A 22,635-nucleotide genomic window follows, 5' to 3' on the forward strand; every position below is an offset into this window, starting at 1 on the left:
GGTCAGGGACGCAGGGAGGTCAGCAGGAGATCGGCGTAGTGCTCCCCCACTTCACGGGCGGACAGCCGGCCGCCGGTGCGGTACCACGCGCCGAGGTGGTGCACCGCGCCGAAGAAGAAGTCGACCACGATGTCGGCCGGTGTGCCGGCGAACACCCCGTCGCGCTGCCCTTCCTCGATGAGGGAGCGGAACTTTTCGTGGTAGTGACGCCGCTCGGCCCGGACGGACCTGCTCCGTTCCGGGCCGAGCTGGTGCATCGACTGCGAGAAGATCGTGGTGTCGTCGAGGTTCTCGATGGTGCTGACCACGACGTCGGCCGCGGCGCGGCGCAACCGGTCTGACACCGGCGCATCGGTGCCCGCGACGGTCTCCAGTTGCTCGGTCTGCAGGCGCAGCACCCGGCCGTAGATCTCGGACAGCAGATCGTCCTTCGAACCGAAGTAGTGGTACATCGCGCCCTTGGTGACCCCGGCCGCGGCCACGATTTCCTGCACCGACGTCCGGTCGAATCCCTTCTGTGCGAACAACTTCGTGGCTGCCGACAGCAGGCGGTTCGGTACCGAGTCATCGACCATGAGCCGAGATTACCTGCCGGCCCCCTTGACGCAACCAACAGGTTGCCATAATGTGGCAACCATTCAGTTGCTACATATTCGGAGGCAGACATGGCTTTTCCCGACCGCATCGAACGGACCGTCGAGCTCGCACACCCGCCGGGCAAGGTGTGGGCGGCGCTCACCACGGCGGAGGGGCTGGGCACGTGGTTCGGCAACCAGGCCAAGATCGACCTGCGCCCCGGCGGGGCCGCGGAGATGACGTGGGACCACGGGGCACGGGCGGAAATGCGCGTCGAACGGGTGGAGGAACCGAAGGTTTTCGGCTACACGTGGCACATTTACGGCCTGCCCGACGACGACCCCCGCCGCACCTATGTGGAGTTCACGCTCGAACCGGCCGGCACCGGCACCCGGCTGACCGTGGTGGAGTCGGGCTTCGCGCAGCTGCCCGAGGACGAGCACCGTGCGGCGTTCGACGGCAACACCAAGGGCTGGGCGAGCGAACTGGGCGAACTGGCCGACTACCTCGATGCCGCCTGACATCGAGGCGGTCGCGGAGCAGGTCTTCACCGCACTGGCCGACCCGAGCCGGCGTGGCATCCTGGCCGCGCTGGCTTCGGGTGGTCCGGCCACGGCCACAGACCTCGCCGGGCGCCTGCCGATCACCCGGCAGGCGATCGCCAAACACCTGACGCTGCTCGCCGACGCCGGCCTGGTCACCGCCGAACCGGGCGAGCGCCGCCGCGTGCGGTACCGGTTGCGCTCGGCGCCGATGCAAGTGGCGCAACAGTTCCTGGCCGCACTGGCCCGCGACTGGGACGGTCCGCTGGAGGCGCTGACAAAGCACCTGGAGACCAATGAGGACCACGGGGGGTGAACATGGGTGAGGGGACGTGGGGCGGGCGCGGCACCGACATGGTGGCGACCGAGCACGCCGATGCGACGATCACCGATTTCGACCTCAGCGTCCCCGGCCACCCGCCGTGGTGGCGGAACCCGACATGACCCTGTTCAAGATCCTCGTCCTGCGCGAACAGCCCGACGGGGCGACGGGAGCCGACGCGGAAAGCATGGCCCGGCAGGACCCGGCCGCCGGCTTCTGGGAAAACCGGCGCGCCGAAATCGAGCGGATCGCCAGGGCAGCCGACAAGGGTGAGGGGGCCTAGCGTCACCAGGCCCCCTCACGCGGCATCGTCAGCGGCGCAGCGGCACCACCGGTAGCACGGTCTTCTTGAAGGTGCTGTTCAACACCACCGCGAACGACGTGTACCAGGCGACCACCGCGGTGACCAGGCCCAGCCAGCCGCCGAGTTTGGCCATGGAATTCGCGCCCGAGTATTCCCCGATGGTGAGGAACAGGAACGTCAGGAACAACAGGACGAAAACGCCCACGAGCGCCGCATTGGTGCGCAGGGACGCGATTGCCATGTAGCCGGTGAAAATGGTGAACACCAGCAGGAACAATCCGGTCGCGTTGGCCGCGTCGGCCGGGGGAATCCGGTCGGCGAACTGCCATACGTAGAACGCGAACGACAGCCAGAACGCACCATAGGTGCCGAAAGCGGTGGCACCGAAGGTGTTGTTCTTGCGGAACTCCCACATGGCGGCGAGCAGCTGCGCGAGCCCGCCGTAGAAGAGCGCGAGCGGCAGCACGACGGGTTCGATCGCTTTGGCCACCAATCCGGCGTTCACCGCGCTCAGTGCGAAGGTGGTGGCCGCGAACCCGGCGAGCCCGAGCGGTCCTGGGTCGGCGATGTGCTGAGTGGGATCGACCGGTCCGGCCGCCGACGGCGCGGTGGCTTTACGGTCGGCCTCTGCCGTGGTCATGGCGAGCAACTCCTTGTCATTCTTCGGATTTCCGGCTTTGCAGGCCCTGGGTGATGAGGTCCATGACGCTGGAGTCGGCGAGGGTGGTGACGTCGCCGATCTGACGTTTTTCGGCGATGTCGCGCAGGAGCCGGCGCATGATCTTGCCGCTGCGGGTCTTGGGAAGTTCGGGGACGATCATGATCTGGCGGGGTTTGGCGATGGGCCCGATTTCCTTCACCACGTGGTTGCGCAGGTCCTGCACGGCTTGTTCCCCACCGTCCGCGGCGTTGCCACGGAGGATGACGAACGCGACGATGCCCTGGCCGGTCGTGGGATCGGTCGCACCGACGACCGCGGCCTCGGCCACGGTGGCGTGCGACACGAGCGCCGACTCGACCTCGGTCGTGGAGATGCGGTGCCCGGACACGTTCATCACGTCATCGACCCGGCCCAGCAGCCAGATGTCGCCGTCGCCGTCGTACTTGGCGCCGTCACCGGCGAAGTAGTAGCCCTGATCGGCGAAGCGTGCCCAGTAGGTTTCGCGGTAACGCTGCTCGTCGCCCCAGATCCCGCGCAGCATCCCGGGCCAGGGCTTGTCCAGCACGAGGTAACCACCGCCGCCGCGCGGGACTTCTTTCCCGGTGTCATCGACGATGATGGCTGAGATCCCGGGCAGCGGTTTCTGCGCCGACCCGGGTTTCGTTGCGGTGACGCCAGGCAACGGGGAGATCATGATGGCGCCGGTTTCCGTTTGCCACCAGGTGTCCACCACCGGGATCTCACCGCGGCCGATGTGTTCGCGGTACCAGATCCAGGCTTCGGGGTTGATCGGCTCGCCCACCGATCCGAGGACCCGCAGCGACGACAGGTCATAGCGGGCGGGAATGTCGTCGCCCCACTTCATGAACGTGCGGATCAACGTCGGGGCGGTGTAGTAGATGGAGACCTTGTACTTCTGGATGATCTCCCAGTGCCGCCCCTCGTGCGGGGTGTTCGGCGTGCCCTCATAAACGACCTGCGTGACCCGGTTCGCCAACGGCCCGTACACGATGTACGAGTGCCCGGTCACCCAGCCGATATCCGCGGTGCACCAGTACACGTCCACCCCGGGTTTGTGGTCGAACACCACCTGATGCGTATAGGCGACCTGCACCAGATATCCGCCCGAGGTGTGCAGAATCCCCTTCGGTTTCCCCGTCGTGCCCGAGGTGTAGAGGATGAACAGCGGGTGCTCGGCGTCGAAGGCTTCCGGTGTGTGCTCGGCAGACTGCTCGTCGACGAGGTCGTGCCACCACACGTCCCGGCCCTCGGTCATCGGGGTCTCCGGGTCGCCGGTACGGCGCACCACGATCACCTTTTCCACCGATTCGGCGCCCGCCAGCGCCTCATCCACGTTGGCTTTTGTCGGAGTCGCTTTCCCGCGCCGGTACTGCCCGTCGGAGGTGATCACGACTTTCGCCGCCGCGTCATCCACCCGCTGCCGTAACGCCGTCGGGGAAAAACCTCCGAAAACCACCGAATGCGGGGCGCCGATGCGGGCACAGGCGAGCATCGCGACGATCGCTTCGGGGACCATCTGCAACTGGATCGCGACCCGATCCCCCGCCGACACCCCCAGCGAGATCAACGCGTTCGCCGCTCGGCACACCTCGTCTTTCAACTGCGCGTAGGTGAGGTCGCGGGTGTCGCCGGGCTCCCCGATCCAGTGGATGGCGACCTGGTCCCCGTGCCCGGACTCGACATGCCGGTCCACACAGTTGTAGGCCACATTCAGCTTCCCGCCCACGAACCACTTCGCGACCGGGGCACCCGACCAATCCAGCACCTGGGACCACTTCGTGTCCCAATGCAACCGCTCCGCCTGCTCCGCCCAGAACGCCTCGCGATCGGCGTGGGCGCGCTCATAGGCATCGCCCTTTTCGTTGGCGTTGGCGGCAAAGTCCTCCGATGGGGGAAAAGTCCTGTTTTCGGTCAACAGGTTCGACAACGCCTCGTTGCTCATCCGGACTCTCCAATCGTCGCGGGTCGCGACGATATTCGTCCCTCGCGCCGATGGTCAGGTGTCCACGACGGACGGTCCCCTTTCCGGGATGAGCGGCGGACGAGCGTCGGCCTAGAATGGATGACTGACCGTCCGCGGCGATGGGATGGCGTGATGATTCAGACCAGTCGCGACCCTTCGGCCACCCTTGCGGCGGCCCGCAGGATCAGTGGCGAAATCCAGGGCGGCACCGGCTCCGCCAGGACCCGCCGGGCCTTGCGGCGCATCCGGCGCCTCGTGGACGCCGACGCCGCCGGTCTGGCCGATCTGTCCGGAAACCTCGTCTGGTCGGGCATCCCGCCGGACCCGGGACAATCCGGCCCGCTCATCGAGGAGGCGCTGCACCATCAATCGCCACAAGGAAAGTCCCCGCTCGTCGCAATACCGTTACACGTCCGCCACGAGCCAGGCGGTGTCCTCCTGCTGGCCGGCCCGGTGCCCGCGGCCGCGGTCCGCGAGATCGCCGCACTCGTGGAACAAGCGCTGGAGCGCGGGAAACTCGAAGCGTCGGCCAACGAGGCAGCACGCGCCGAGCTGCGCGCGCTGTCCGCCGAAATCTCCCCGCACTTCGTCTACAACGCACTCACCGTGATCGCCTCGCTCGTGAAGTCCGAACCGGACCGGGCGCGGGAGCTGGTGCTCGACTTCGCCGACTACACCCGCCACAGCTTCGCGAAGCACCACGAGTACACGGTCCTCGCCGACGAGTTCCACGCGATCGAGACATACCTCGCATTGCAGCAGGCGGTACTCGGTGACCGGTTGCATGTTCAGGTTCTCATCGCCCCGGAGGTACTCGCCGTGGCGATCCCCCAGCTGGTACTGGAACCGCTCGTGGAGAACGCGATCCGGCACGGGATCGAACCCCGCGCGGGCACCGGCACCGTAAAGATCCGTGGTGAAGCCGAAGGAGACGACTGCGTGATCAGCGTCGAGGACGACGGTGTCGGCATGGACCCGGCGTCGGTGCGTGCGATCCTCGCCGGGCGCGGGAATGCGCAGAGCGTGGGACTGGCCAATGTGGACAGACGACTCCGTGCTGTGTTCGGCCCGTGGTACGGCCTTGTCGTGGAGACGGCGCCGGGCGCGGGCACGAAGGCGATCGTGCGGGTACCGCGAGCCCAGCCCGGGGTGCTGCCATGACCGGGCTGCGCGTGCTGGCGGTCGACGATCTGCCGCCCGCGCTCGACGAACTGAGCCGGATGCTGCGCGAATGCCCGGAGATCGCCGAGGTGACCGCGGTCGGAAACCCGCTCGCCGCGGTGAAATGCATCCAGGCGGGCGGGATCGACGTGGCGTTCCTCGACATCGCGATGCCAGGACTCAACGGGCTCGAACTCGCGTCACTGCTGTCCCAGCTGAACACTCCCCCGGTGCTGGTTTTCGTGACGGCGTATGACGAACACGCGCTGACCGCCTTCGCACTCGGCGCGATCGACTACGTGCTCAAGCCGATCAGGGCGGAACGACTGTGCGCCGCGGTCACGAAAGCCGACCGCATGGTGCGGGGCCGGCACGCGCCGTCGGCACCGGACACGATGGCCGCGCTCGCCGTCGAGACACACGGGTCCACGCGATATGTCCACCGCGACGAAGTCCAGTTCGTCGAGGCACACGGCGACCACGTCCGACTGTACACTGTGGACGGTGCTTACGAGGTGCGGATGCCGATGGCACGACTTGAGGAATACTGGGAACACCACGGTTTCGTCCGGGTTCATCGGGGTTTCCTGGTCGCGCTGCGGGCGGTGCGGGAGTTGCGCAGCGACTCGGTCGGCGGGCTGCTCGCGCACACCGGCGCCGGGGACGTGCCGGTGAGTCGCCGGCACTCAAGGGAGCTGAAAGAGCGGTTGCTCGATTCGGCACGGCAGGGCGAACTCGGCCGGTGAACCGGTGCGCGCAATCATCCTTTGTGGACCGGCAAAGCGGTGAAAAACGCTACTGCTGCTCGATCTTGCGCTGCAGCTTGTTCATTCCGCCCAGCCACCGGTCGGTGTCGCCTGCCCTGGCGGCGTAGTAGTCCGCGACTTCGGGATGGGGCAGCACCAGGAACCGGCCGTCGGAAAGCGCTTCCAGCACCAAGTCCGCGACCTGGTCCGGCTCGATCGTCGACGCGCCCATGAGCAGCTGCCCGGCAGGCCCCGCTTCCGCCAGCAGATCCGTGCGAACCCCTTGCGGGCACAGGGCCTGCACGGTGATGCCACGGTGCCGGTAGGTGGCACTGAGCCATTCGGCGAACGCGAGCGCACCGTGCTTGGTCACCGAATACGGCGCCGAACCGAGCATGGTCAGCAACCCGGCGGCCGACACCGTCGCCAGGAAATGCCCCGCGCCGCGCTCGAGCCAGTCCGGCAGCAGGAGCCTCGCGGCCCGCACGTGCGCCATCACGTTCACGTCCCACGCCCGCGCCCACGCCTCCTCCGGCGCCGCCTCGGTCCCGCCCGCGCCGATGCCCGCGTTGGCACAGAACAGGTCGATCGCACCCAGCTCCGCCTTCGCCGCGGCGATCAGCTGCTCGACGCCGGCCTCGGACGCCGCGTCACCGGCGAGCCAGCCGCCACCGACCTGGTCGGCGACCGCGGCCGCGGATTCCCCGTCGAGATCAACGATGAAGACACGGGCGCCCGCCGCGGCGAACCGGCGGGCCAGCGCCGCGCCGATTCCGTGCGCGCCGCCGGTGACGACGACGCCGGCCCCGTCGAGTTTCACAGCCCGCCCCCGAGGGTGGAGCCGCCGTCGATGGTGAGCGTCTGACCCGTGATCCAGCCCGACTCCTCCGACAGCAGGAACGCGACCGCGCCCGCGATGTCCTCGGGCACGCCGAGCCGCTTCATCGGATAGTGGTCGGCGACCTCCGCCTCGTGCCCTTCGTACAGCGCGGTCGCGAACTTCGTCTTCACCACCGCCGGGGCGACGGCGTTGACCCGGATCTTCGGGGCCAGTTCCCCGGCCAGCTCCATGGTCAGCCGGATCAGGGCCGCCTTGCTCACCCCGTACAGGCCGATGCCGGGCGAGGTCCGCAGCCCGGCGACCGACGCGATGTTGACGACCGACCCGCCGTGCTCGCCCATCCACGCGTCACGCGCCTGCCGGACCCACGCGAGCGGAGCGAGCACGTTGACCGCGAAGATCTTCGCCGCGGCTTCCGCGTCGACGTCGGCGATCGGCCCGAAAACCGGGTTGATCCCGGTGTTGTTGACCAGCATGTCCAGCCGGCCGAAGGTTTCGATGGTCTTCGCGACCGCCTCCTGCTGATGCCCGGAGTCATCGGACTTGCCGGGCACCGCGATCGCCGCGTCCGGGCCACCCAGCTCGGCCACGGCCTCGGCGAGCGGCTCCGGTTTGCGGGCGGTGATGCACACCTTCGCGCCGCGCTCGACCAGTTCCTGCGCGATCGCCAGCCCGATGCCGCGACTGGCCCCGGTCACGATCGCGACGCGATCCTTGAGAGAGTTCACCGACGTGCTCCTGTCCGATCCAGGGCGCGCTAAGCGCCCGCTTACACTGGTCATCGCCGGACCGCCCGAGCAACGCCGGCTGAGAGGATGGCACCGTGACCGTCTCCCTGTCTGCCGAACTGTGGCCCGAGGTGCAGCCGGAGGCCGCGCGCCGGCTGATGCTCGCCGCGGTCGAGTCGTTCGCCGCACGCGGCTACCACGCGACCACGACCCGCGACATCGCGGCGGCCGCCGGGATGAGCCCGGCCGCGCTGTACGTGCATTTCCCGTCGAAGGCCGCGCTGCTGTTCGAGATCAGCCGCAGCGGGCACGAGCAGACCCTGACGCTCGTGGAAGCCGTTGCCGACCGGCCGGAGGGCCCGCGCGAGCGCATGCGCAAGATCACCGAGGACTTCGTCGCCTGGCACGCGCGGCGGCACACGGTGGCGCGCGTCGTGCAGTACGAGCTGCAGGCATTACCTGAGCAGGAGTACGCGGTGGTCTCCGCGCTGCGACGGCGCATCGAGCACCGGGTGCGTGACGTGATCGCCGAGGGTGTCGAGCAAGGCGAGTTCAGGGTGGGCGATCTGCGGACGGCGGCGCGAGCGGTGCTCTCACTGGGCGTGGACGTGGCGCGCTGGTACAGCGACCGGATCGGCAAGACCCCCAAGGCACTCGGCCGCGAGTACGGGGAGCTGACGCTGCGCATGCTGGGCGCCGATGCCTGAGCAACCACGGTCGTCACGATACACATACTAAGCGGTCGCTCACATCGGTTGCGAGTAGGCTGCCCCGGTGGATCCTGCTCAGCTACTCGCCGTCGCCCGCGCCGAAGCGCTGCTCGGCAGGTCCGAGGGCGGGATTCCGATCGGCGCGGCGCTGTTCACCGTGGACGGTGAACTGCTCGGCCGCGGCCACAACCGGCGCGTGCAGGACGGCGACCCGTCGATGCACGCGGAGACCGCGGCGTTCCGCAACGCGGGACGGCGCCCGCACTACCGCGACACGATCATGGTGACCACGCTGTCGCCCTGCTGGTACTGCAGTGGTCTGGTGCGGCAGTTTTCCATTCCCCGGGTGCTCATCGGGGAGGCGCGGACCTTCTCCGGCGGCCACGACTGGCTTGCCGGGACCGGCGTCGACATCACGATCCTCGACGACGCGGAGTGTGTCCGGCTGATGACGGAGTTCGTCGCCGAACACCCGCAGCTGTGGTTCGAGGACATCGGCACGTCCACTTAGGACACGCCGGCAGCGCCTTTCGGCGTCTCTCAGGCGGCGACGACGCCGAGCGCGGCGCGTCCGGCATCGGTCAGCTCGGCCCGCGTCCCGTCGGCGCTGAGCCGGACGTAACCGCGATGCGCCAGCTCGTGAGCGGCCATCTGGTCGCAGCACGGCACGCCGTCGATGAACAGGTCCGGCTCGCAGCTGCTCGACATCACAGCACGTCCTTCGGCCACCGCGCGCAGCATGGCCAGCGCGCGGTGGCTCAGATCGCCTTCCACGAGACTCACCCCTTTGGTCCAGAAGTCTTCGCACTCAGTTATCGCACACTGCTCCATTAGTGTTAGCTCGACAGCCCGGATCTTTGCGGTAATGACACACCGAGCACCCTGGCCCATTCGTGGACGATCTTCGTGCGGCGGCGGGCGTCGTCGGTCAGCAGGTTCGCCAGCCCCAGCCCACGGGCGAGATCGAGGGTGGCCTGTACCAGCTCCCGCGCACCCGGGCGGTCCTCGTCCACGCCCAGTAGTTCCAGCGCCACCCGGTGTGCTTCGCGGCCGACGCGAGCCTCCAGCGGGACGATCACCGGCCGCAGCGCCTCGTCGGTCGAGGCCGCGATCCACAGGTGCAGGGCGGTGCGGAACATCGGTCCGGTGTAGAGGTTGAGCAGCAGGTCCACGACCGCTTCCAGGCGCGCCTGCCCCTGCGGTAGTTGTGCCGCCCGCGTCCGCAACTGTTCGACCTGAGCCTCGCCGAGATACTCTACCGCGGCGATCACCAGGTCCTCACGGGTCCGGAAATGGTGCTGCGCGGCGCCGCGCGACACCCCGGCGCGCTGCGCGATGATCGCGACCGTGGTGCCGTTCCAGCCGAATTCGCCGAGGCAGGTGACGGCCGCGTCGATCAGCCGCCGCCGCGTGGTTCTGCTGCGTTCCTGCTGCGGTTCCCGCGCGGGCGTGTTCATCCTAATAGGACTTCGGCAGGCCCAGGCTGTGCTGGGCGACGAAGTTGAGCACCATTTCGCGGCTCACCGGGGCGATCCGCCCGACGCGTGCCGCGCCGAGCAGCGTGCCGAGGCCGTATTCGGTGGCAAGGCCATTGCCGCCGTGGACCTGGATCGCCGTGTCGACGGCCTTGATCGCCACCTCGGACCCCGCGTACTTCGCCATGTTCGCCGCTTCGCCCGCAGCGGAATCGTCACCGGAGTCGTACAGCGCGGCGGCCTTCTGTGCCATCAGTTTCGCGAGTTCCAGTTCGATCTTCACCTGTGCCAGCGGGTGTGCGAGCCCCTGGTGACTGCCGATCGGCGCACCCCAGACGGAGCGCTGTTTCGCGTACTCGACGCCTTTGTCCAGTGCGTAACGCGCGATGCCGACGGAGAACGACGCGGCCATGATGCGCTCGGGGTTGAGCCCCGCGAACAACTGCGCGAGCGCGGCGTCCTCGGAACCGACGAGGGCCTCGCGTGGCAGGCGGACGTCGTCGAGGAACAGACCGAACTGCTTGTCGGCGGAGACGAGATCCATCTCGATCTGCCGGTACTCGAAGCCAGGAGTGTTCGTGGGCACGATGAACAGCGCGGGCTTCAGTCTTCCGGTCTTCGCGTCCTCGGTGCGACCCACGACGAGCACGGCCTCCGCCTCGTCGACACCCGAGATGAACACCTTCCGTCCATTGAGGACCCAGTCGGCACCGTCACGGCGGGCTGTCGTGGTGAGACGATGGGAGTTCGACCCCGCGTCCGGTTCGGTGATGGCGAACGACATGCGAACCTCACCGGTCGCGAACCGGGGCAGCCACCCGGTTTTCTGCTCGTCCGTGCCGAAGCGGGCGATGACGGTCGCGCAGATCGCCGGGGAGACCACCATCAGCAGCATCGGCGTGCCCGCGGCGCAGAATTCCTCGCACACCGCGGCGAGATCACCGATCCCGGCTCCCCCGCCGCCGTACTCCTCGGGGACCGCGACCCCGAGGTAGCCCAGCCGCCCGGCCTCGTTCCACAGCTCGCTGGTGTGCCCGCCGCTGCGGGCGAGCTTCGCGTAGTACTCGTGCCCGTAGCTCCGGCCGAGTTCGGCCACCGCCTTGCGCAACGCCTGCCGCTCGCCGGATTCCGTGTACGTCATGGCTGCTCCTTCACGACCGCCAGTACCGCGCCCACCTCGACCTGCTGCCCCGCGGACACCGGCAGTTCCGCGACGATCCCGGCGGCCGGTGCGGTGATCTTGTGTTCCATCTTCATGGCTTCCAGCCACAGCAACGCTTCCCCGGCGGCGACGGGGTCACCGGCCGCCACCGCGATCCGCAGCACCGTGCCCGGCATCGGGGCCACCAGCGAACCCGCCGCCAGTGCCGCGCCGGGTTCGGTGAACCGCGGCACCGGGACCAATGCCACCGGCCCGACACACACCAGTCCGGGGTAGCGCGCCACGTCGAACCCGCGGCGCACACCCGCGACGTCCAGCACGACCCGGCCGGTGGTGGCGGCAACCAGCCTGATGTCCTCGCCTTCGACCTTTCCGTTCCAGTAGTCCACTGTGTACTCGTTCGCGCCCGCCCGGTACCGCTTGCGATGCGGCTGGGACGGGATATTGCGCCAGCCACTAGGGAATCTCGTCCGGTTCGCGGTGGCGTCGGCGAACGTGGCCGCGATCGCGGCGAGCCGTTCGTCACCGAGGGGCGCCGAGAGCGTGTCCAGGCCGTGCCGGTCGAAGAAGGCCGTGTCGATGTTCCCGGCGACGAATTCGGGATGCCGCACCACGTTCACCAGCAGGTCGCGGTTGGTGCGCACGCCGTGGATCGCGGCGCCTTCCAGTGCTGCGGCGAGCTTGCGGGCGGCTTCGGCGCGGCTGGGCGCCCACGCGATGACCTTCGCCAGCATCGGGTCGTAGTGCACGCCGATGACCGAGCCGTCGGTGACGCCGCTGTCCACCCGCACGTCCCCGGGCACCGCGAAACGGTGCAGCGTGCCGGTCTGCGGCTGCCAGTCGGCGGCGGGATCTTCGGCGTAGAGCCGCGCTTCGATCGCGTGCCCTGTCCATTGTGGAGGTTCCGGGGGCAGGCGGTGCCCTTCGGCGATCCCGATCTGCAGTGCCACCAGGTCGAGCCTGGTGACCAGCTCGGTCACCGGATGCTCGACCTGCAGCCGGGTGTTCATCTCCAGGAAGAAGAACTTCCCATCGTTCGTGGCCAGGAATTCGACCGTGCCCGCGCCGACATAGCCGATCGCGCCGGCGGCTTTGCGGGCGGCGGCGAACAGGTCCGCACGCATCGTTTCGTCGACAAGTGGCGAAGGAGCTTCCTCGATGACCTTCTGGTGCCGCCGCTGGATCGAGCACTCGCGCTCCCCCACCGTCCACACCGTGCCGTGCGTGTCCGCGAGTACCTGCACCTCGATATGCCGCCCGGTTTCCAGGTACCGCTCGCAGAACACGGCCGGGTCGCCGAACGCGGAGGCCGCTTCGGCGCGCGCGCCTTCCACCGCGTCCGCCAGCTCGCTCAGCGCCCGCACGACCCGCATGCCGCGCCCGCCACCTCCGGCGGAAGCCTTGACCAGCACCGGCAACTCGGCCTCGGTCACCGTCCCCGGGTCCAGTTCGGACAGTACCGGTACCCCGGCGTCGGCCATGATCCGTTTGGCCTCCACTTTGGACCCCATGGCCTCGATCGCCGCCGGCGGCGGCCCGATCCAGGTCAGCCCGGCGTCGAGCACGGCGCGGGCGAACGCGGCGTTTTCGGACAGGAAGCCATAACCCGGGTGCACGGCGTCGGCTCCCGCCGCCTTTGCCGCGGCCACCAGCAGATCCGCGCGCAGGTAAGTGTCCGAAGGTGCGTCGCCGGGCAGGCGGACCGCGGCGTCGGACTCCCGCACATGCGGGGCGTCCGCGTCGGCATCGGAGAACACGGCCGCGCGGCCGATCCCGAGTTCGGCGCAGGTGCGGAACACGCGGCGCGCGATCTCGCCTCGGTTGGCGGCCAGAATCGTATGGATCATCGTGCTCACATCCGGAAGACGCCGAAACCGTCGGCGCCCCTGATCAGTCCATTGTGGATCACGGACAGGCTCAGCCCGAGCACCGTGCGGGTGTCGCGCGGATCGATGATGCCGTCGTCATAGAGCATGCCGGACAGGAACATCGGCATCGACTCGGCCTCGATCTGTTGTTCGACCATCGCCCGCATCGCCTTGTCACCGTCCTCGTCGTAGGTCTGGCCCCGGTTTCCGGCCGCGGCCCGCGCGACGATCGAGAGCACCCCGGCCAGCTGTTGCGGGCCCATCACCGCGGATTTCGCGCTCGGCCAGGCATAGAGGAACCGTGGCCCGTAGGCCCGCCCGCACATGCCGTAGTGCCCCGCCCCATAGGACGCGCCCATCAGCACCGACAGGTGCGGCACCCTCGAGTTGGACACCGCGTTGATCATCATCGATCCGTGCTTGATGATGCCGGCCTGCTCATAGGATTTGCCGACCATGTAGCCGGTGGTGTTGTGCAGGAAGATCAGCGGGGTGTCGCTCTGGTTGGCCAGCTGGATGAACTGGGTCGCCTTCTGCGATTCCTCGCTGAACAGCACGCCTTGCGCGTTGGCGAGAATACCGACCGGGTATCCGTGCAGATCCGCCCAGCCGGTCACCAAACTGGTGCCGTACAAGGGTTTGAACTCGTCGAAGTCCGAGCCGTCGACGACCCGCGCGATGACCTCGCGTGGGTCGAACGGCACCTTGAGGTCACTGGGCACGATGCCGGCCAGGTCGTCCGCGTCGTACACCGGTTCGTCGTAGCCGGGTTTCGGGCTCGGGCCGAGTTTGTGCCAGTTGAGCCGTTTGACGATTCCACGGCCAAGGCGGATCGCGTCCTGCTCGTCGAGGGCGAGATAGTCGGCCAGCCCGGAGGTGCGTGCGTGCATTTCCGCCCCGCCAAGGGATTCGTCGTCGGAGTCCTCGCCGGTGGCCATCTTGACCAGCGGTGGCCCGCCGAGGAACACCTTCGCCCGTTCCTTGACCATCACCACGTAGTCGGACATGCCGGGCAGGTAGGCGCCACCGGCGGTGGAGTTCCCGAACACCAGCGCGATCGTCGGGATACGCTGCGCGGAGGCGTTGGTGAGATTGCGGAAGGTGCGCCCGCCGGGGATGAAGATCTCCTTCTGGGTGGGCAGATCCGCGCCGCCGGACTCGACGAGGTTGATCGTGGGCAACCGGTTCTCGGCCGCGATCTCCGCCGCCCGCAGCCCTTTCTTGAGGCTCGACGGGTTGCTCGCGCCGCCCTTCACCGTCGGGTCGTTGGCCACGATCATGCACTCGACACCTTCGACCACGCCGATGCCGGTGACCACACTGCCGCCGACGTGGTGGTCGGTGCCCCATGCGGCGAGCGGAGACAGTTCCAGGAACGGCGAGTCCTCGTCGAGCAGCAGCTCGATCCGTTCCCGGGCAAGGAGTTTGCCGCGCTTGCGATGCCGGTCGACGTACTTCTGCCCGCCGCCGGCGATGGCCTTGGCGTGCTCGGCCTCGATCTCGGCGAGCTTGGCCAGCATCGCCTCCCGGTTGGCGGCGAACTCCGCACCGGTGGTGTCCACCGTGGATCTGATGACACTCACGCCGTGTACCCCAATCGTTTCGCCGCAAGGCCGGTGAGGATCTCGTTCGTCCCACCGCCGATACCGAGGATACGGACGTCGCGGTAGTGGCGCTCCACTTCGGACTCTCGCAGGTAGCCGAGCCCACCGTGCAGCTGCACCGCCTCGCTGACCACCCACTCGGCGACCTCGACCGCGCTGTTCTTGGCGAAGCAGGCTTCGGCGATGACGTCCTCCCCCGCCACGTATCGTTCGGCGACGTGTCGCGTGTAGACCCGGGCGAGATCGATTTTCCTTGCCATGTCGGTCAATTTGTGCTGCACGATTTGCCGCGAGATGAGCGGACGGCCGAAGGTCTCGCGCAGGCGGCACCAGCCGAGCGTGAGATCGAGCGCGCGCTGCGCGGTCGCGTAGGCCTGCACGGCGAGCGAGACGCGTTCGGTGACGAACTGCGTGGCGATGTGCGCGAACCCGCCGTTCTCCTCGCCGACGAGGTTCGCCACCGGCACTCGGACATCCACATAGGACAGTTCCGCGGTATCGGAGCAGTGCCAGCCCATCTTCTCGAGCCTGCGGCCGACGGTGAACCCCGGCGTGCCGCGCTCGACGATGAGCAGGGAGATCCCGTGCGGGCCGGCCCCGCCGGTGCGCACGGCCGTGGTGACGAAATCTGCGCGGCAGCCCGAAGTGATGAACGCCTTGGCACCATTGACGATGTAGTGGTCTCCGTCGCGACGAGCGGTGGTACGGATCCCCGCGACATCCGAGCCACCGCCGGGCTCGGTGATGGCCAGCGCGCCGATCAGCTCACCGGACAGGGTCGGCCGCACCCAGCGGTCGAGCTGCCCGGGATCACCGCTCGCGACGATATGGGGCAGCGCGATTCCGCAGGTGAACAGCGAGGCGATCAGGCCACCGGAACCGCCGGCGTAGAGGATCTCCTCGGTCACCGTGATTGCGTCCAGGAATGTTCCCCCGCCACCGCCGGCGTGCTCCGGAAACGACACTCCGAGCAACCCGAGCTCGCCGGCCTTGCGGTGCAGCTCGCGCGGCAGCTCCCCGGCACGTTCCCACTCGTCCAGATGCGGCAGCACCTCGTTCTCGGTGAAGCGCCGCACCAGCTCCCGCAGCTCCCTCACGCCGGGACCTCCAGGTACCGCGACCGCAGCCATTCGCCGAGCGCCTTGGCCTGCGGGTCGAATCGCGCCTGAGCCGCGACACCTTGGCCGAGTAGCCCGGTCACGACGAAGTTGAGCGCGCGCAGGTTCGGCAGCACATGACGGCGGACCGGCAGCGGCGCCGTTTCCGGCAGCAGCCGCTGGAACGTCTCGACGGTGAGGGTGTTCGCGAGCCAGCGCCACGAGTCTTCCGATCGTGCCCACACGCCGAGGTTCGCGTCACCGCCCTTGTCCCCGCTGCGCGCGCCGGCCACCGTACCCAGCGGCGCTCGTTTCGTCGCGCCCCGGAACGGTTCCGGCAACGCCGGTTCGTCCACATCAGACAGTTCTACGGTTTCGCCGGGGGGCGCGATGTCCACCCGGGTACCATCGGGCAGCACCGCGATATGCGGCACGGCCTTCGCGTCCACAAAGGACGCGGTGTAGACGCCGTAGGGCGAGGCGTCCGATGGCGGCGCGGTCACGTGGAAGCCGGGATAGCTCGCCAGTGCCAGCTCGATCGCCGCACCGCTGAACGCGCGCCCGGCGACCTGGGGATCCGCGTCCTTCACCGCGCAGTGCAGCAAAGCGCTCGCCCGCTGCTCGGTGTCGGCGTCCTCGTGCTCGGTCCGGGCCAGTGTCCAGCGGATCTCCGTGGGCCGCACGGAAAGCGCGGCCTCCAGTTGCTCGCGCACCAGCGCGGCCTTCGCGTCGATGTCGAGCCCGGTCAGCACGAACGTGGTCTCGTTGCGGAACCCGCCGAGCCGGTTGAGCGCGACCTTGACCGCGGACGGTGGCGGTTCCCCGCGGGCGCCGGTGATGCGGACGCGATCCTGCCCATCCTGATGCAGGGCAACGGAATCGAACCGGGCGGTCACGTCGGGCCCCGGGTAACGCGCGCCCGTGATCTCATACAGCAGCTGCGCGGTCACCGTGCCGGTGGTCACCGCTCCCCCGGTGCCGGGATGTTTGGTGATCACGCTGGAGCCGTCCGCGTCGATCTCGGCGATCGGGAACCCGGGCGCACCCAGCTCGTGCTCGGTGAAGAACGCGTAGTTGCCGCCGGTGGCCTGCGCCCCGCACTCGACGACGTGCCCGGCAACGACCGCGCCGGCGAGCGCGTCGTAGTCCCCGCGCCCCCAGCCGTAGTGCGCGGCGGCCGGCCCGACGACCAGTGACGCGTCGGTGACGCGCCCGGTCACCACGACGTCGGCACCGGCGTTCAGGCATTCGACGATGCCCCACGCGCCGAGATAAGCGTTGGCTGTCAAGGGATTTCCGAGACCCAGTTCGGCGGCGCGCGGGAGCAGGTCGTCACCCTCCACCTGCGCGACGGCGACGTCGAGCCCGAGGCGCGAAGCCAGGTCCCGGATCGCGCCGGCCAGCCCGGCCGGGTTCAAGCCACCCGCGTTGGTGACGATCCTGACGCCCTTTTCCTTGGCCAGACCGAGGTTTTCTTCGAGCTGGCGCAGGAATGTTCTGGCGTAGCCGCGATGAGCGTCCTTGAGCCGGTCGCGACCGAGGATCAGCATGGTCAGCTCGGCGAGGTAATCCCCGGTGAGGTAGTCGAGCGGGCCACCGGTCAGCATCTGGCGCACGGCGGAGAAGCGGTCGCCGTAGAAACCGGAAGCGTTGCCGATGCGCACGCTCATCCGAACTGGCCCGGCTTCCGCCCTTCACCGGGCTGCCCGGCGAACGCCTGCGCTATCCGGAGCCATTCCTCCGCGTCCGGCCCGGTCGCGACCAGGTCGGTGTCCGCGAGATGGCGGCGCTGCGTGACCACCAAACAGAAGTCGAGCGCGCTGCCGGTCACCCGCTGCGCGGCGTCCTCGGGCCCGTACGTCCACAGTTGCCCGTCCGGGGCGCGCAATTCCACCCGGAACTCTTCGGTGGGCGGGGCGAGCGAATGCACGGAGAACGCGAAGTCCCGCGTGCGCACACCGAACCGCGCGATCTGCCGCAGGCCCGTCCCGGGCTCGTGCCGCAGCCCCAACGCGTCGTGCACGTCCTGCGAGTGCGCCCACGTCTCCATCAACCGCGCGGTCGCCATCGACGCCGCGCTCATCGGCGGCCCGTACCACGGGAACTTGGCGCCCGGCGGCGCTTCCCGCAACGCGGCCGCCAGCTCGTCACGCCCCGCACGCCAGCGCGCGAGCAACTCGTCACGCGGTGTCCGGCCCCATTCGAGCGCTTCGTTGTGGACGTAGTCCTCGCCGCCGAGGAGCGCCCGCTTGATCTCCTCGTCGAACTCGTCGGGCGTGCGCACCGAAAGCAGCGCCCTCGAGTCCGTCCACGCCAGATGTGCGATCTGGTCGGCGATTGCCCAGCCCTCGGCCGGGGTCGGCGTGGCCCAGTCCGTGTCCGGGCCGGCCACGATGTCGTCGAGCCGGCGGCATTCCGCCGCGAGGTCATCCAGGATTGGTCGCAGGTCCACCACGGTGCTCGCCTCCTCACTCCTGAGGGTGACACCGGCATCCGGATAAATCAAGCGCGCATGATTGTTTTTGCGCCGCTTGTTCTCGCCGGCATGCGGCGGGAACCTGGATGACGTGACGATCAGAGACCGGATCCCGCCGCTCACCTCGATCCCCCTCCCCCGGGCCGTGGACCGGCGGTGGCTGACCAAACGGTGGCCGGTCCGCGAGTTCGCCACCCCGCCAGCGGGCAGCGGCCTCAAACCGGTGCTCGGTGACGCGGGCGCCCCGCTGCTCGGGCACACGCTGGACTCCATGCGGTTCGGTGTGGACTTCGCGCTGCACCGGTACGAGACCTACGGCCCGGTGTCGTGGCTGGGCATCTTCGGCCGGCGGTTCGTCATGCTGGCCGGCCCCGAGGCCACCCAGGTCGCACTGGCGAACAAGGACAAGGCGTTCTCGCAGGAGGCGTGGCGGTTCTTCCTCGACCGCTTCTTCTACCGCGGTCTGATGCTGCTGGACTTCGACGAGCACCACCTGCACCGGCGGATCATGCAGGTGGCCTTCACGCGGGACCGGCTCACCGGCTACGCGCGGCAGTTCGCGCCGGTGCTGCGTGAAGGTGTCGCACGATGGCCGGAGCAGCCGCGGCTGTACTGGGCCCTCAAGCAACTGACCCTCGACGTCGCGACGCGGGTCTTCATGGCCATGCCCGGCGACGCGGGCACGGCGCGGATCAACCGCGCGTTCGTCGACTCCGTTCGCGCCCCGACTTCGCTGGTGCGGCTCCCGGTGCCGGGCGGACGCTGGGCCGCGGGCCTCGCCGGGCGCCGGGTCCTCGAGCGCTACTTCACGGAGAGCCTGCCCGCCAAGCGAGCGGCCGACGGTGACGACCTGTTTTCCGTGCTGTGCCGCGCAACCGGTGAGGACGGCGAACGGTTCAGCGACGCCGACGTCGTCAACCACATGATCTTCCTGATGATGGCCGCACACGACACCAGCACGATCACGGCCACCGCGGTCGCCTACCACCTGGCCAAACACCCGCAATGGCAGGAACGGGCGCGCGAGGAGTCCCTCGCCCTCGGCGACGAGCTGCCGGACCTGGCGGCGCTGGACCGGCTGGAAACCCTGGACCTTGTGATCAAGGAGTCGCTGCGGCTCACCGCGCCCGTCCCGTCGCTCCCGCGCATGGCCGTCAAGGACGTCGACGTGCTCGGCCACTACGTCCCAGCCGGCACGCTCGTGACAATCTCGCCGAACACCAACCACTACTCCCCCGGGCACTGGACCGACCCGCGCGCCTTCGACCCCGAGCGCTTCGCCGAGGGGCGCCGCGAGGACAAGTCACACCGCTACGCGTGGATGCCGTTCGGGGGCGGGGTGCACAAGTGCATCGGGCTGCATTTCGGCCTGTTCGAGGTCAAGGCGCTGCTGCACGAGATGCTGCGCGCGTACCGGTGGTCCGTCCCGGCCGGCTACCGGCTGCGATGGGACTACGTGTCACTGCCCGTGCCCGTCGACGGCCTCCCCGTGAGTCTTACCCGGAGCAGATAGCCTGTGCTGAAATGGGCGAACCGCGTCCGGGCGCGTTCCTGCGCGGCAACCTGAATGGTCACGAAAAGTAACGACGTTTACACTGATCACCACTCGTTCAGCCGGTAGACAGTGCCAGCCCCAGGTGATGGCGTGACATCACTCCGGGTAGGTACCGGACCGACGGGCCGCGTGTGCACGCTCCCGCCGGGGCTGACCTGGCTGTTTTCCGTACGACAAGAGGTGAAGCGTGCCGGAACCTGGTGGGGCGCCAGGATTGGCGGAGTTCGTGCGGCACTGGGCCGCACGGCTCGCCGACACGGATGGGGTAGCGCTGCCGGCCGAGCGCCTCGAAACGCTCGTGCGCGAGATCGCCTGCGACGCCACGAAGGCCGACCCCGGGCGGGAAGCGGCCATCCGGCGGTTCACCACGCTCTACGCCACCTCCCCCATGGGTATCGCACTGGCCGGCCCCTCCGGCGAAATCGTCGAGGTCAACACCGCGTTCGGCGAGTTCCTCGGGCAGAAACCGGAGGACCTGCGCGGGCGGCATCTCACCGAACTCGGCTTCTCCCGCCGCGATGCCGAGCGGCTGCGGACCGGCCTCGAGGAACTGGCCGAGACCGAGCTCGAGGAGTACCGGGAACGCGTCCAGCTGGCCCATGCCGACACCGCCGGGACGTGGGCCGACATCACGATCGCGGCGCTGCCCGGCGACCGCCCCGGCTCGGTGTACCCGGTACTGATGGTGCTGGACGCGAACGAGATCCACTCCCTGCAGGAGACGCTGCGGCACCAGAGCGTGCACGATCCGCTGACCGGACTGTCCAACGGCTCCCGGTTCAAGACGATGCTCGAAGCCGCGCTCAACCCGGCCGCGCGGGACCAGATCGCCTTGGTGTACCTGGACATCGACGGGTTCAAGGTGATCAACGACGGGCTCGGCGCCGGCGTCGGGGACAAGGTGCTGCGCGGGGTCGCGCACAAGCTCAACGACGTGTTCGCCGGGCAGGACACGCTGGTGGCGCGGCTGTCCGGGGACGGGTTCGGCATCCTGGTGCGCGGCAAGCTGAACACCCGCGACGTGATCGACCTCGTGGAGCGGGCGCTGGAGGACCTCGGCGAGCCGATCTACGTCGACGAGCTGGGCATCGGAGTCAGCGCGAGTGCCGGCATCGTGGTCCGTGACGTCACCGACGGCGGGCCCGAGGACCTGCAACGCGCGGCCGAAATCGCCCTGCACCGGGCGAAGGAGGCCGGCAAGGCGCAGTGGATGCTGTTCGACCCGGAGCTCGACGCGCGTGACCGGGCCCGCTACCGGCTCGGCGCGGAAATCGCCGGCGCGCTGGAGAACGGCCAGTTCTCGCTGATCTACCAGCCCACGATGCGGCTCGCCGACCGCCGGATCGCGGCCGTCAACGCGGGTTTGCGCTGGCACCATCGCGAGCAGGGCGTGCTGGACTCCGACGAGTTCTATCCGCTGGCCGACGTCACGGGGATGACGATCCCGCTCGGCAAGTGGCTGCTCACCCGGTCGCTCGCGGAGGCGGCCCGGTGGCGCAAACGCTACGGCGAGGCTGCGCCGGAGGTGTGCGTAAGGCTGCCGCGGCGGCTTGCGATCGACCCCGATCTGGTGCGCTTGGTGAAGGACCAGCTGGACCGCCACGGGCTGCCCGCGCAGGCGCTGCGCCTGTGCACCGACAGTGAGTCGATCCTGGACCCGCGTGGGGAGGTGCTGGAGTCGCTGTCGGTGTTGTCGGAGCTGGGCGCGAAACTGGTGCTGGCGGTCAGTGGGTCGGCGGATCTGGAGCTGATCCCGCGGCACGGGTTGAAGGTGCAGCACGTGATCCTGGCCGGCGCGGTGGTTGACGCCATCGCCGACGGCGAGGACCCGGCCGCCGCCCGGCACCTCGACCAGCTCATCGCACGAGCGCGCGAGCTGAACCTGCGGATCGGCGCCGAAGGCGTGACGAGTGCCGAACAAGCGGACCGGCTACGCGCGCACGGCGTGATCGCCGTCCGCGGCCCGTACATCGCGACCTCGGTCACCGATGACGAGGTCGACGAGCTGATCGACAACGGCCAGGTGTAGCCGGCCGACCCCGGTGCCTTGACGGCGGGCGCGGGGCCCGTCTCGGTATCAGCTGCCTGGTGCCATGAGCCGCCAGAAGATGTGGGTGCCGGTGCTCGCCGTGCCGCCCGGGAGTTCCGCCGGACGCGATGCGACGCGGGTGAAGCCCAGCCGGGCCGGGATCAGACCACTGCGCTCGTTCGCCGCGTCGTGCCGGATTTCCACCCTGGCGGCGCCGATCCGGAACGCCTCCACCGTCAGCAGCGCCGCCGCCCGGGTGGCCAGACCCCGCCCCGTGTAGGGCTTTCCGACCCAGTAGCCGATCTCCAGCCCGCCTTCGCCGATCCGCGTCATCAGGCTGCACGAGCCCATGATCTCGTCCCCCGCGCTCACGATGGCGTACGAGAACGCCTCACCGGCACGCCACTCGCGCCGGGCCGCGGTCAGGAACAGCACGGCGTCGGCCTCGCTGTACCCACCCACGGCCCACGGCATGAACGGCGCCAGATGGTCCAGCGACTCGTTCACCGCGCGGTGCATCGCCGCCGCGTCCGCGGTGCGCCACCGGCGAAGCCGGACCTCGCCATCGGACAGCTCGGGTGCGGGCTCCATACCCCGATGCTGCCCGACGCCACCGCCCGCCCGCACCGCATTTACCGATCCGGCCGAAAGGAGGCGGTACGGTCCGCAGCCCACCAGCCCGCAGACACCCGTCTCCGCCGTGACTGCCGCCGGATCGGTAAACCAACAGCACAGCACCGATCCGGCCGAAAGGAGGCGGTACGGTCCGCAGCCCACCAGCCCGCAGACACCCG

The 22,635-nt window shown here is 69.0% G+C and carries 24 protein-coding genes; 10 read left to right on the forward strand and 14 right to left on the reverse strand.

All coding sequences use genetic code 11. The features are described 5' to 3' along the window. Window positions 1-2: 2 nt before the first annotated feature. Window positions 3-575 (reverse strand): TetR/AcrR family transcriptional regulator, encoded by a 573-nt coding sequence (locus GKO32_RS05500; protein ID WP_154755665.1) that lies wholly within the window; start codon window positions 573-575, stop codon window positions 3-5. A 90-nt stretch (window positions 576-665) separates the two neighbouring features. On the opposite strand from GKO32_RS05500, the gene GKO32_RS05505 reads away from it, so the two are divergent. From GKO32_RS05505 to GKO32_RS05515, 4 genes are read left to right on the forward strand one after another with little or no spacing between them, the layout of a single operon-like run. After that, entirely contained in the window at window positions 666-1,097 is a 432-nt protein-coding gene (locus tag GKO32_RS05505) for an SRPBCC domain-containing protein (RefSeq protein ID WP_154755666.1), read from the forward strand. After that, window positions 1,087-1,434, forward strand: coding sequence for an ArsR/SmtB family transcription factor (locus GKO32_RS05510; RefSeq protein WP_154755667.1), 348 nt, complete (start codon window positions 1,087-1,089; stop codon window positions 1,432-1,434). The genes GKO32_RS05505 and GKO32_RS05510 overlap by 11 nt, the downstream gene beginning before the upstream one ends. Window positions 1,435-1,436: 2 nt before the next feature. After that, window positions 1,437-1,562 (forward strand): hypothetical protein, encoded by a 126-nt coding sequence (locus GKO32_RS39660; protein WP_281353759.1) that lies wholly within the window; start codon window positions 1,437-1,439, stop codon window positions 1,560-1,562. Next, window positions 1,559-1,723 carry a hypothetical protein gene (locus tag GKO32_RS05515; RefSeq protein WP_154755668.1) on the forward strand — a complete coding sequence of 55 codons (165 nt, stop codon included), beginning with the start codon at window positions 1,559-1,561 and terminating at the stop codon, window positions 1,721-1,723. Before GKO32_RS39660 ends, GKO32_RS05515 begins: the two co-directional genes overlap by 4 nt. A gap of 28 nt (window positions 1,724-1,751) precedes the next feature. On the opposite strand, the gene GKO32_RS05520 is transcribed toward GKO32_RS05515, so the two are convergent. Continuing rightward, window positions 1,752-2,384: an acetate uptake transporter gene (locus GKO32_RS05520; protein WP_154755669.1), complete on the reverse strand. Its 633-nt coding sequence runs from the start codon at window positions 2,382-2,384 to the stop codon at window positions 1,752-1,754. A gap of 16 nt (window positions 2,385-2,400) precedes the next feature. Continuing rightward, the gene (gene acs / locus GKO32_RS05525) at window positions 2,401-4,368 is read right to left on the reverse strand and encodes an acetate--CoA ligase (protein ID WP_154755670.1); all 1,968 of its coding nucleotides are present in this window, start codon (window positions 4,366-4,368) and stop codon (window positions 2,401-2,403) included. Between the two features lie 153 nt (window positions 4,369-4,521). On the opposite strand from acs, the gene GKO32_RS05530 reads away from it, so the two are divergent. Both GKO32_RS05530 and GKO32_RS05535 read left to right on the forward strand, forming a co-directional pair. After that, window positions 4,522-5,550, forward strand: coding sequence for a sensor histidine kinase (locus GKO32_RS05530; RefSeq protein ID WP_154755671.1), 1,029 nt, complete (start codon window positions 4,522-4,524; stop codon window positions 5,548-5,550). Further along, complete coding sequence (locus GKO32_RS05535) at window positions 5,547-6,296, forward strand: LytR/AlgR family response regulator transcription factor (RefSeq protein ID WP_154755672.1); 750 nt, start codon at window positions 5,547-5,549, stop codon at window positions 6,294-6,296. The genes GKO32_RS05530 and GKO32_RS05535 overlap by 4 nt, the downstream gene beginning before the upstream one ends. A 49-nt stretch (window positions 6,297-6,345) precedes the next feature. Here GKO32_RS05535 and GKO32_RS05540 read toward each other — a convergent pair whose 3' ends face one another. Further along, window positions 6,346-7,116, reverse strand: coding sequence for an SDR family oxidoreductase (locus GKO32_RS05540; RefSeq protein WP_312867516.1), 771 nt, complete (start codon window positions 7,114-7,116; stop codon window positions 6,346-6,348). Continuing rightward, entirely contained in the window at window positions 7,113-7,865 is a 753-nt protein-coding gene (locus tag GKO32_RS05545) for an SDR family oxidoreductase (protein WP_312867517.1), read from the reverse strand. Before GKO32_RS05545 ends, GKO32_RS05540 begins: the two co-directional genes overlap by 4 nt. A 95-nt stretch (window positions 7,866-7,960) precedes the next feature. Here GKO32_RS05545 and GKO32_RS05550 point away from each other — a divergent pair, with 95 nt between their 5' ends. Next, window positions 7,961-8,572, forward strand: coding sequence for a TetR/AcrR family transcriptional regulator (locus GKO32_RS05550; protein WP_312867518.1), 612 nt, complete (start codon window positions 7,961-7,963; stop codon window positions 8,570-8,572). A gap of 67 nt (window positions 8,573-8,639) precedes the next feature. Beyond that, on the forward strand, window positions 8,640-9,086 hold the full coding sequence (locus GKO32_RS05555) for a nucleoside deaminase (protein ID WP_312867519.1): 447 nt from the start codon (window positions 8,640-8,642) through the stop codon (window positions 9,084-9,086). A gap of 29 nt (window positions 9,087-9,115) precedes the next feature. Here GKO32_RS05555 and GKO32_RS05560 read toward each other — a convergent pair whose 3' ends face one another. The 8 genes from GKO32_RS05560 to GKO32_RS05595 form a co-directional block, all read right to left on the reverse strand. After that, window positions 9,116-9,316 carry a hypothetical protein gene (locus tag GKO32_RS05560; protein ID WP_166459398.1) on the reverse strand — a complete coding sequence of 67 codons (201 nt, stop codon included), beginning with the start codon at window positions 9,314-9,316 and terminating at the stop codon, window positions 9,116-9,118. A gap of 95 nt (window positions 9,317-9,411) precedes the next feature. Continuing rightward, entirely contained in the window at window positions 9,412-10,032 is a 621-nt protein-coding gene (locus GKO32_RS05565; RefSeq protein ID WP_154755674.1) for a TetR/AcrR family transcriptional regulator, read from the reverse strand. A gap of 1 nt (window position 10,033) precedes the next feature. Then, on the reverse strand, window positions 10,034-11,191 hold the full coding sequence (locus GKO32_RS05570; RefSeq protein ID WP_154755675.1) for an acyl-CoA dehydrogenase family protein: 1,158 nt from the start codon (window positions 11,189-11,191) through the stop codon (window positions 10,034-10,036). Beyond that, window positions 11,188-13,059: an acetyl/propionyl/methylcrotonyl-CoA carboxylase subunit alpha gene (locus GKO32_RS05575; protein ID WP_154755676.1), complete on the reverse strand. Its 1,872-nt coding sequence runs from the start codon at window positions 13,057-13,059 to the stop codon at window positions 11,188-11,190. Before GKO32_RS05575 ends, GKO32_RS05570 begins: the two co-directional genes overlap by 4 nt. 5 nt (window positions 13,060-13,064) lie before the next feature. Then, window positions 13,065-14,663, reverse strand: coding sequence for an acyl-CoA carboxylase subunit beta (locus GKO32_RS05580; RefSeq protein ID WP_312867520.1), 1,599 nt, complete (start codon window positions 14,661-14,663; stop codon window positions 13,065-13,067). Further along, entirely contained in the window at window positions 14,660-15,814 is a 1,155-nt protein-coding gene (locus tag GKO32_RS05585; protein WP_154755677.1) for an acyl-CoA dehydrogenase family protein, read from the reverse strand. Before GKO32_RS05585 ends, GKO32_RS05580 begins: the two co-directional genes overlap by 4 nt. Next, on the reverse strand, window positions 15,778-17,451 hold the full coding sequence (locus tag GKO32_RS05590) for an acyclic terpene utilization AtuA family protein (protein ID WP_154755678.1): 1,674 nt from the start codon (window positions 17,449-17,451) through the stop codon (window positions 15,778-15,780). Before GKO32_RS05590 ends, GKO32_RS05585 begins: the two co-directional genes overlap by 37 nt. Continuing rightward, window positions 17,448-18,236 carry a TIGR03084 family metal-binding protein gene (locus tag GKO32_RS05595; RefSeq protein WP_312867534.1) on the reverse strand — a complete coding sequence of 263 codons (789 nt, stop codon included), beginning with the start codon at window positions 18,234-18,236 and terminating at the stop codon, window positions 17,448-17,450. Before GKO32_RS05595 ends, GKO32_RS05590 begins: the two co-directional genes overlap by 4 nt. A 112-nt stretch (window positions 18,237-18,348) precedes the next feature. Between GKO32_RS05595 and GKO32_RS05600 the strand changes: the two genes are divergently transcribed. Next, the gene (locus tag GKO32_RS05600) at window positions 18,349-19,770 is read left to right on the forward strand and encodes a cytochrome P450 (RefSeq protein ID WP_312867522.1); all 1,422 of its coding nucleotides are present in this window, start codon (window positions 18,349-18,351) and stop codon (window positions 19,768-19,770) included. A gap of 229 nt (window positions 19,771-19,999) precedes the next feature. Further along, on the forward strand, window positions 20,000-21,841 hold the full coding sequence (locus GKO32_RS05605) for a putative bifunctional diguanylate cyclase/phosphodiesterase (protein ID WP_312867523.1): 1,842 nt from the start codon (window positions 20,000-20,002) through the stop codon (window positions 21,839-21,841). Between the two features lie 48 nt (window positions 21,842-21,889). Here the strand turns inward: GKO32_RS05605 and GKO32_RS05610 are convergent, their stop codons facing one another. Next, on the reverse strand, window positions 21,890-22,432 hold the full coding sequence (locus GKO32_RS05610) for a GNAT family N-acetyltransferase (RefSeq protein WP_154755680.1): 543 nt from the start codon (window positions 22,430-22,432) through the stop codon (window positions 21,890-21,892). Between the last annotated feature and the right edge of the window lie 203 nt (window positions 22,433-22,635).

The sequence above is a fragment of the Amycolatopsis pithecellobii genome, assembly GCF_009707865.1.
Taxonomy (GTDB): domain Bacteria; phylum Actinomycetota; class Actinomycetes; order Mycobacteriales; family Pseudonocardiaceae; genus Amycolatopsis_E; species Amycolatopsis_E pithecellobii.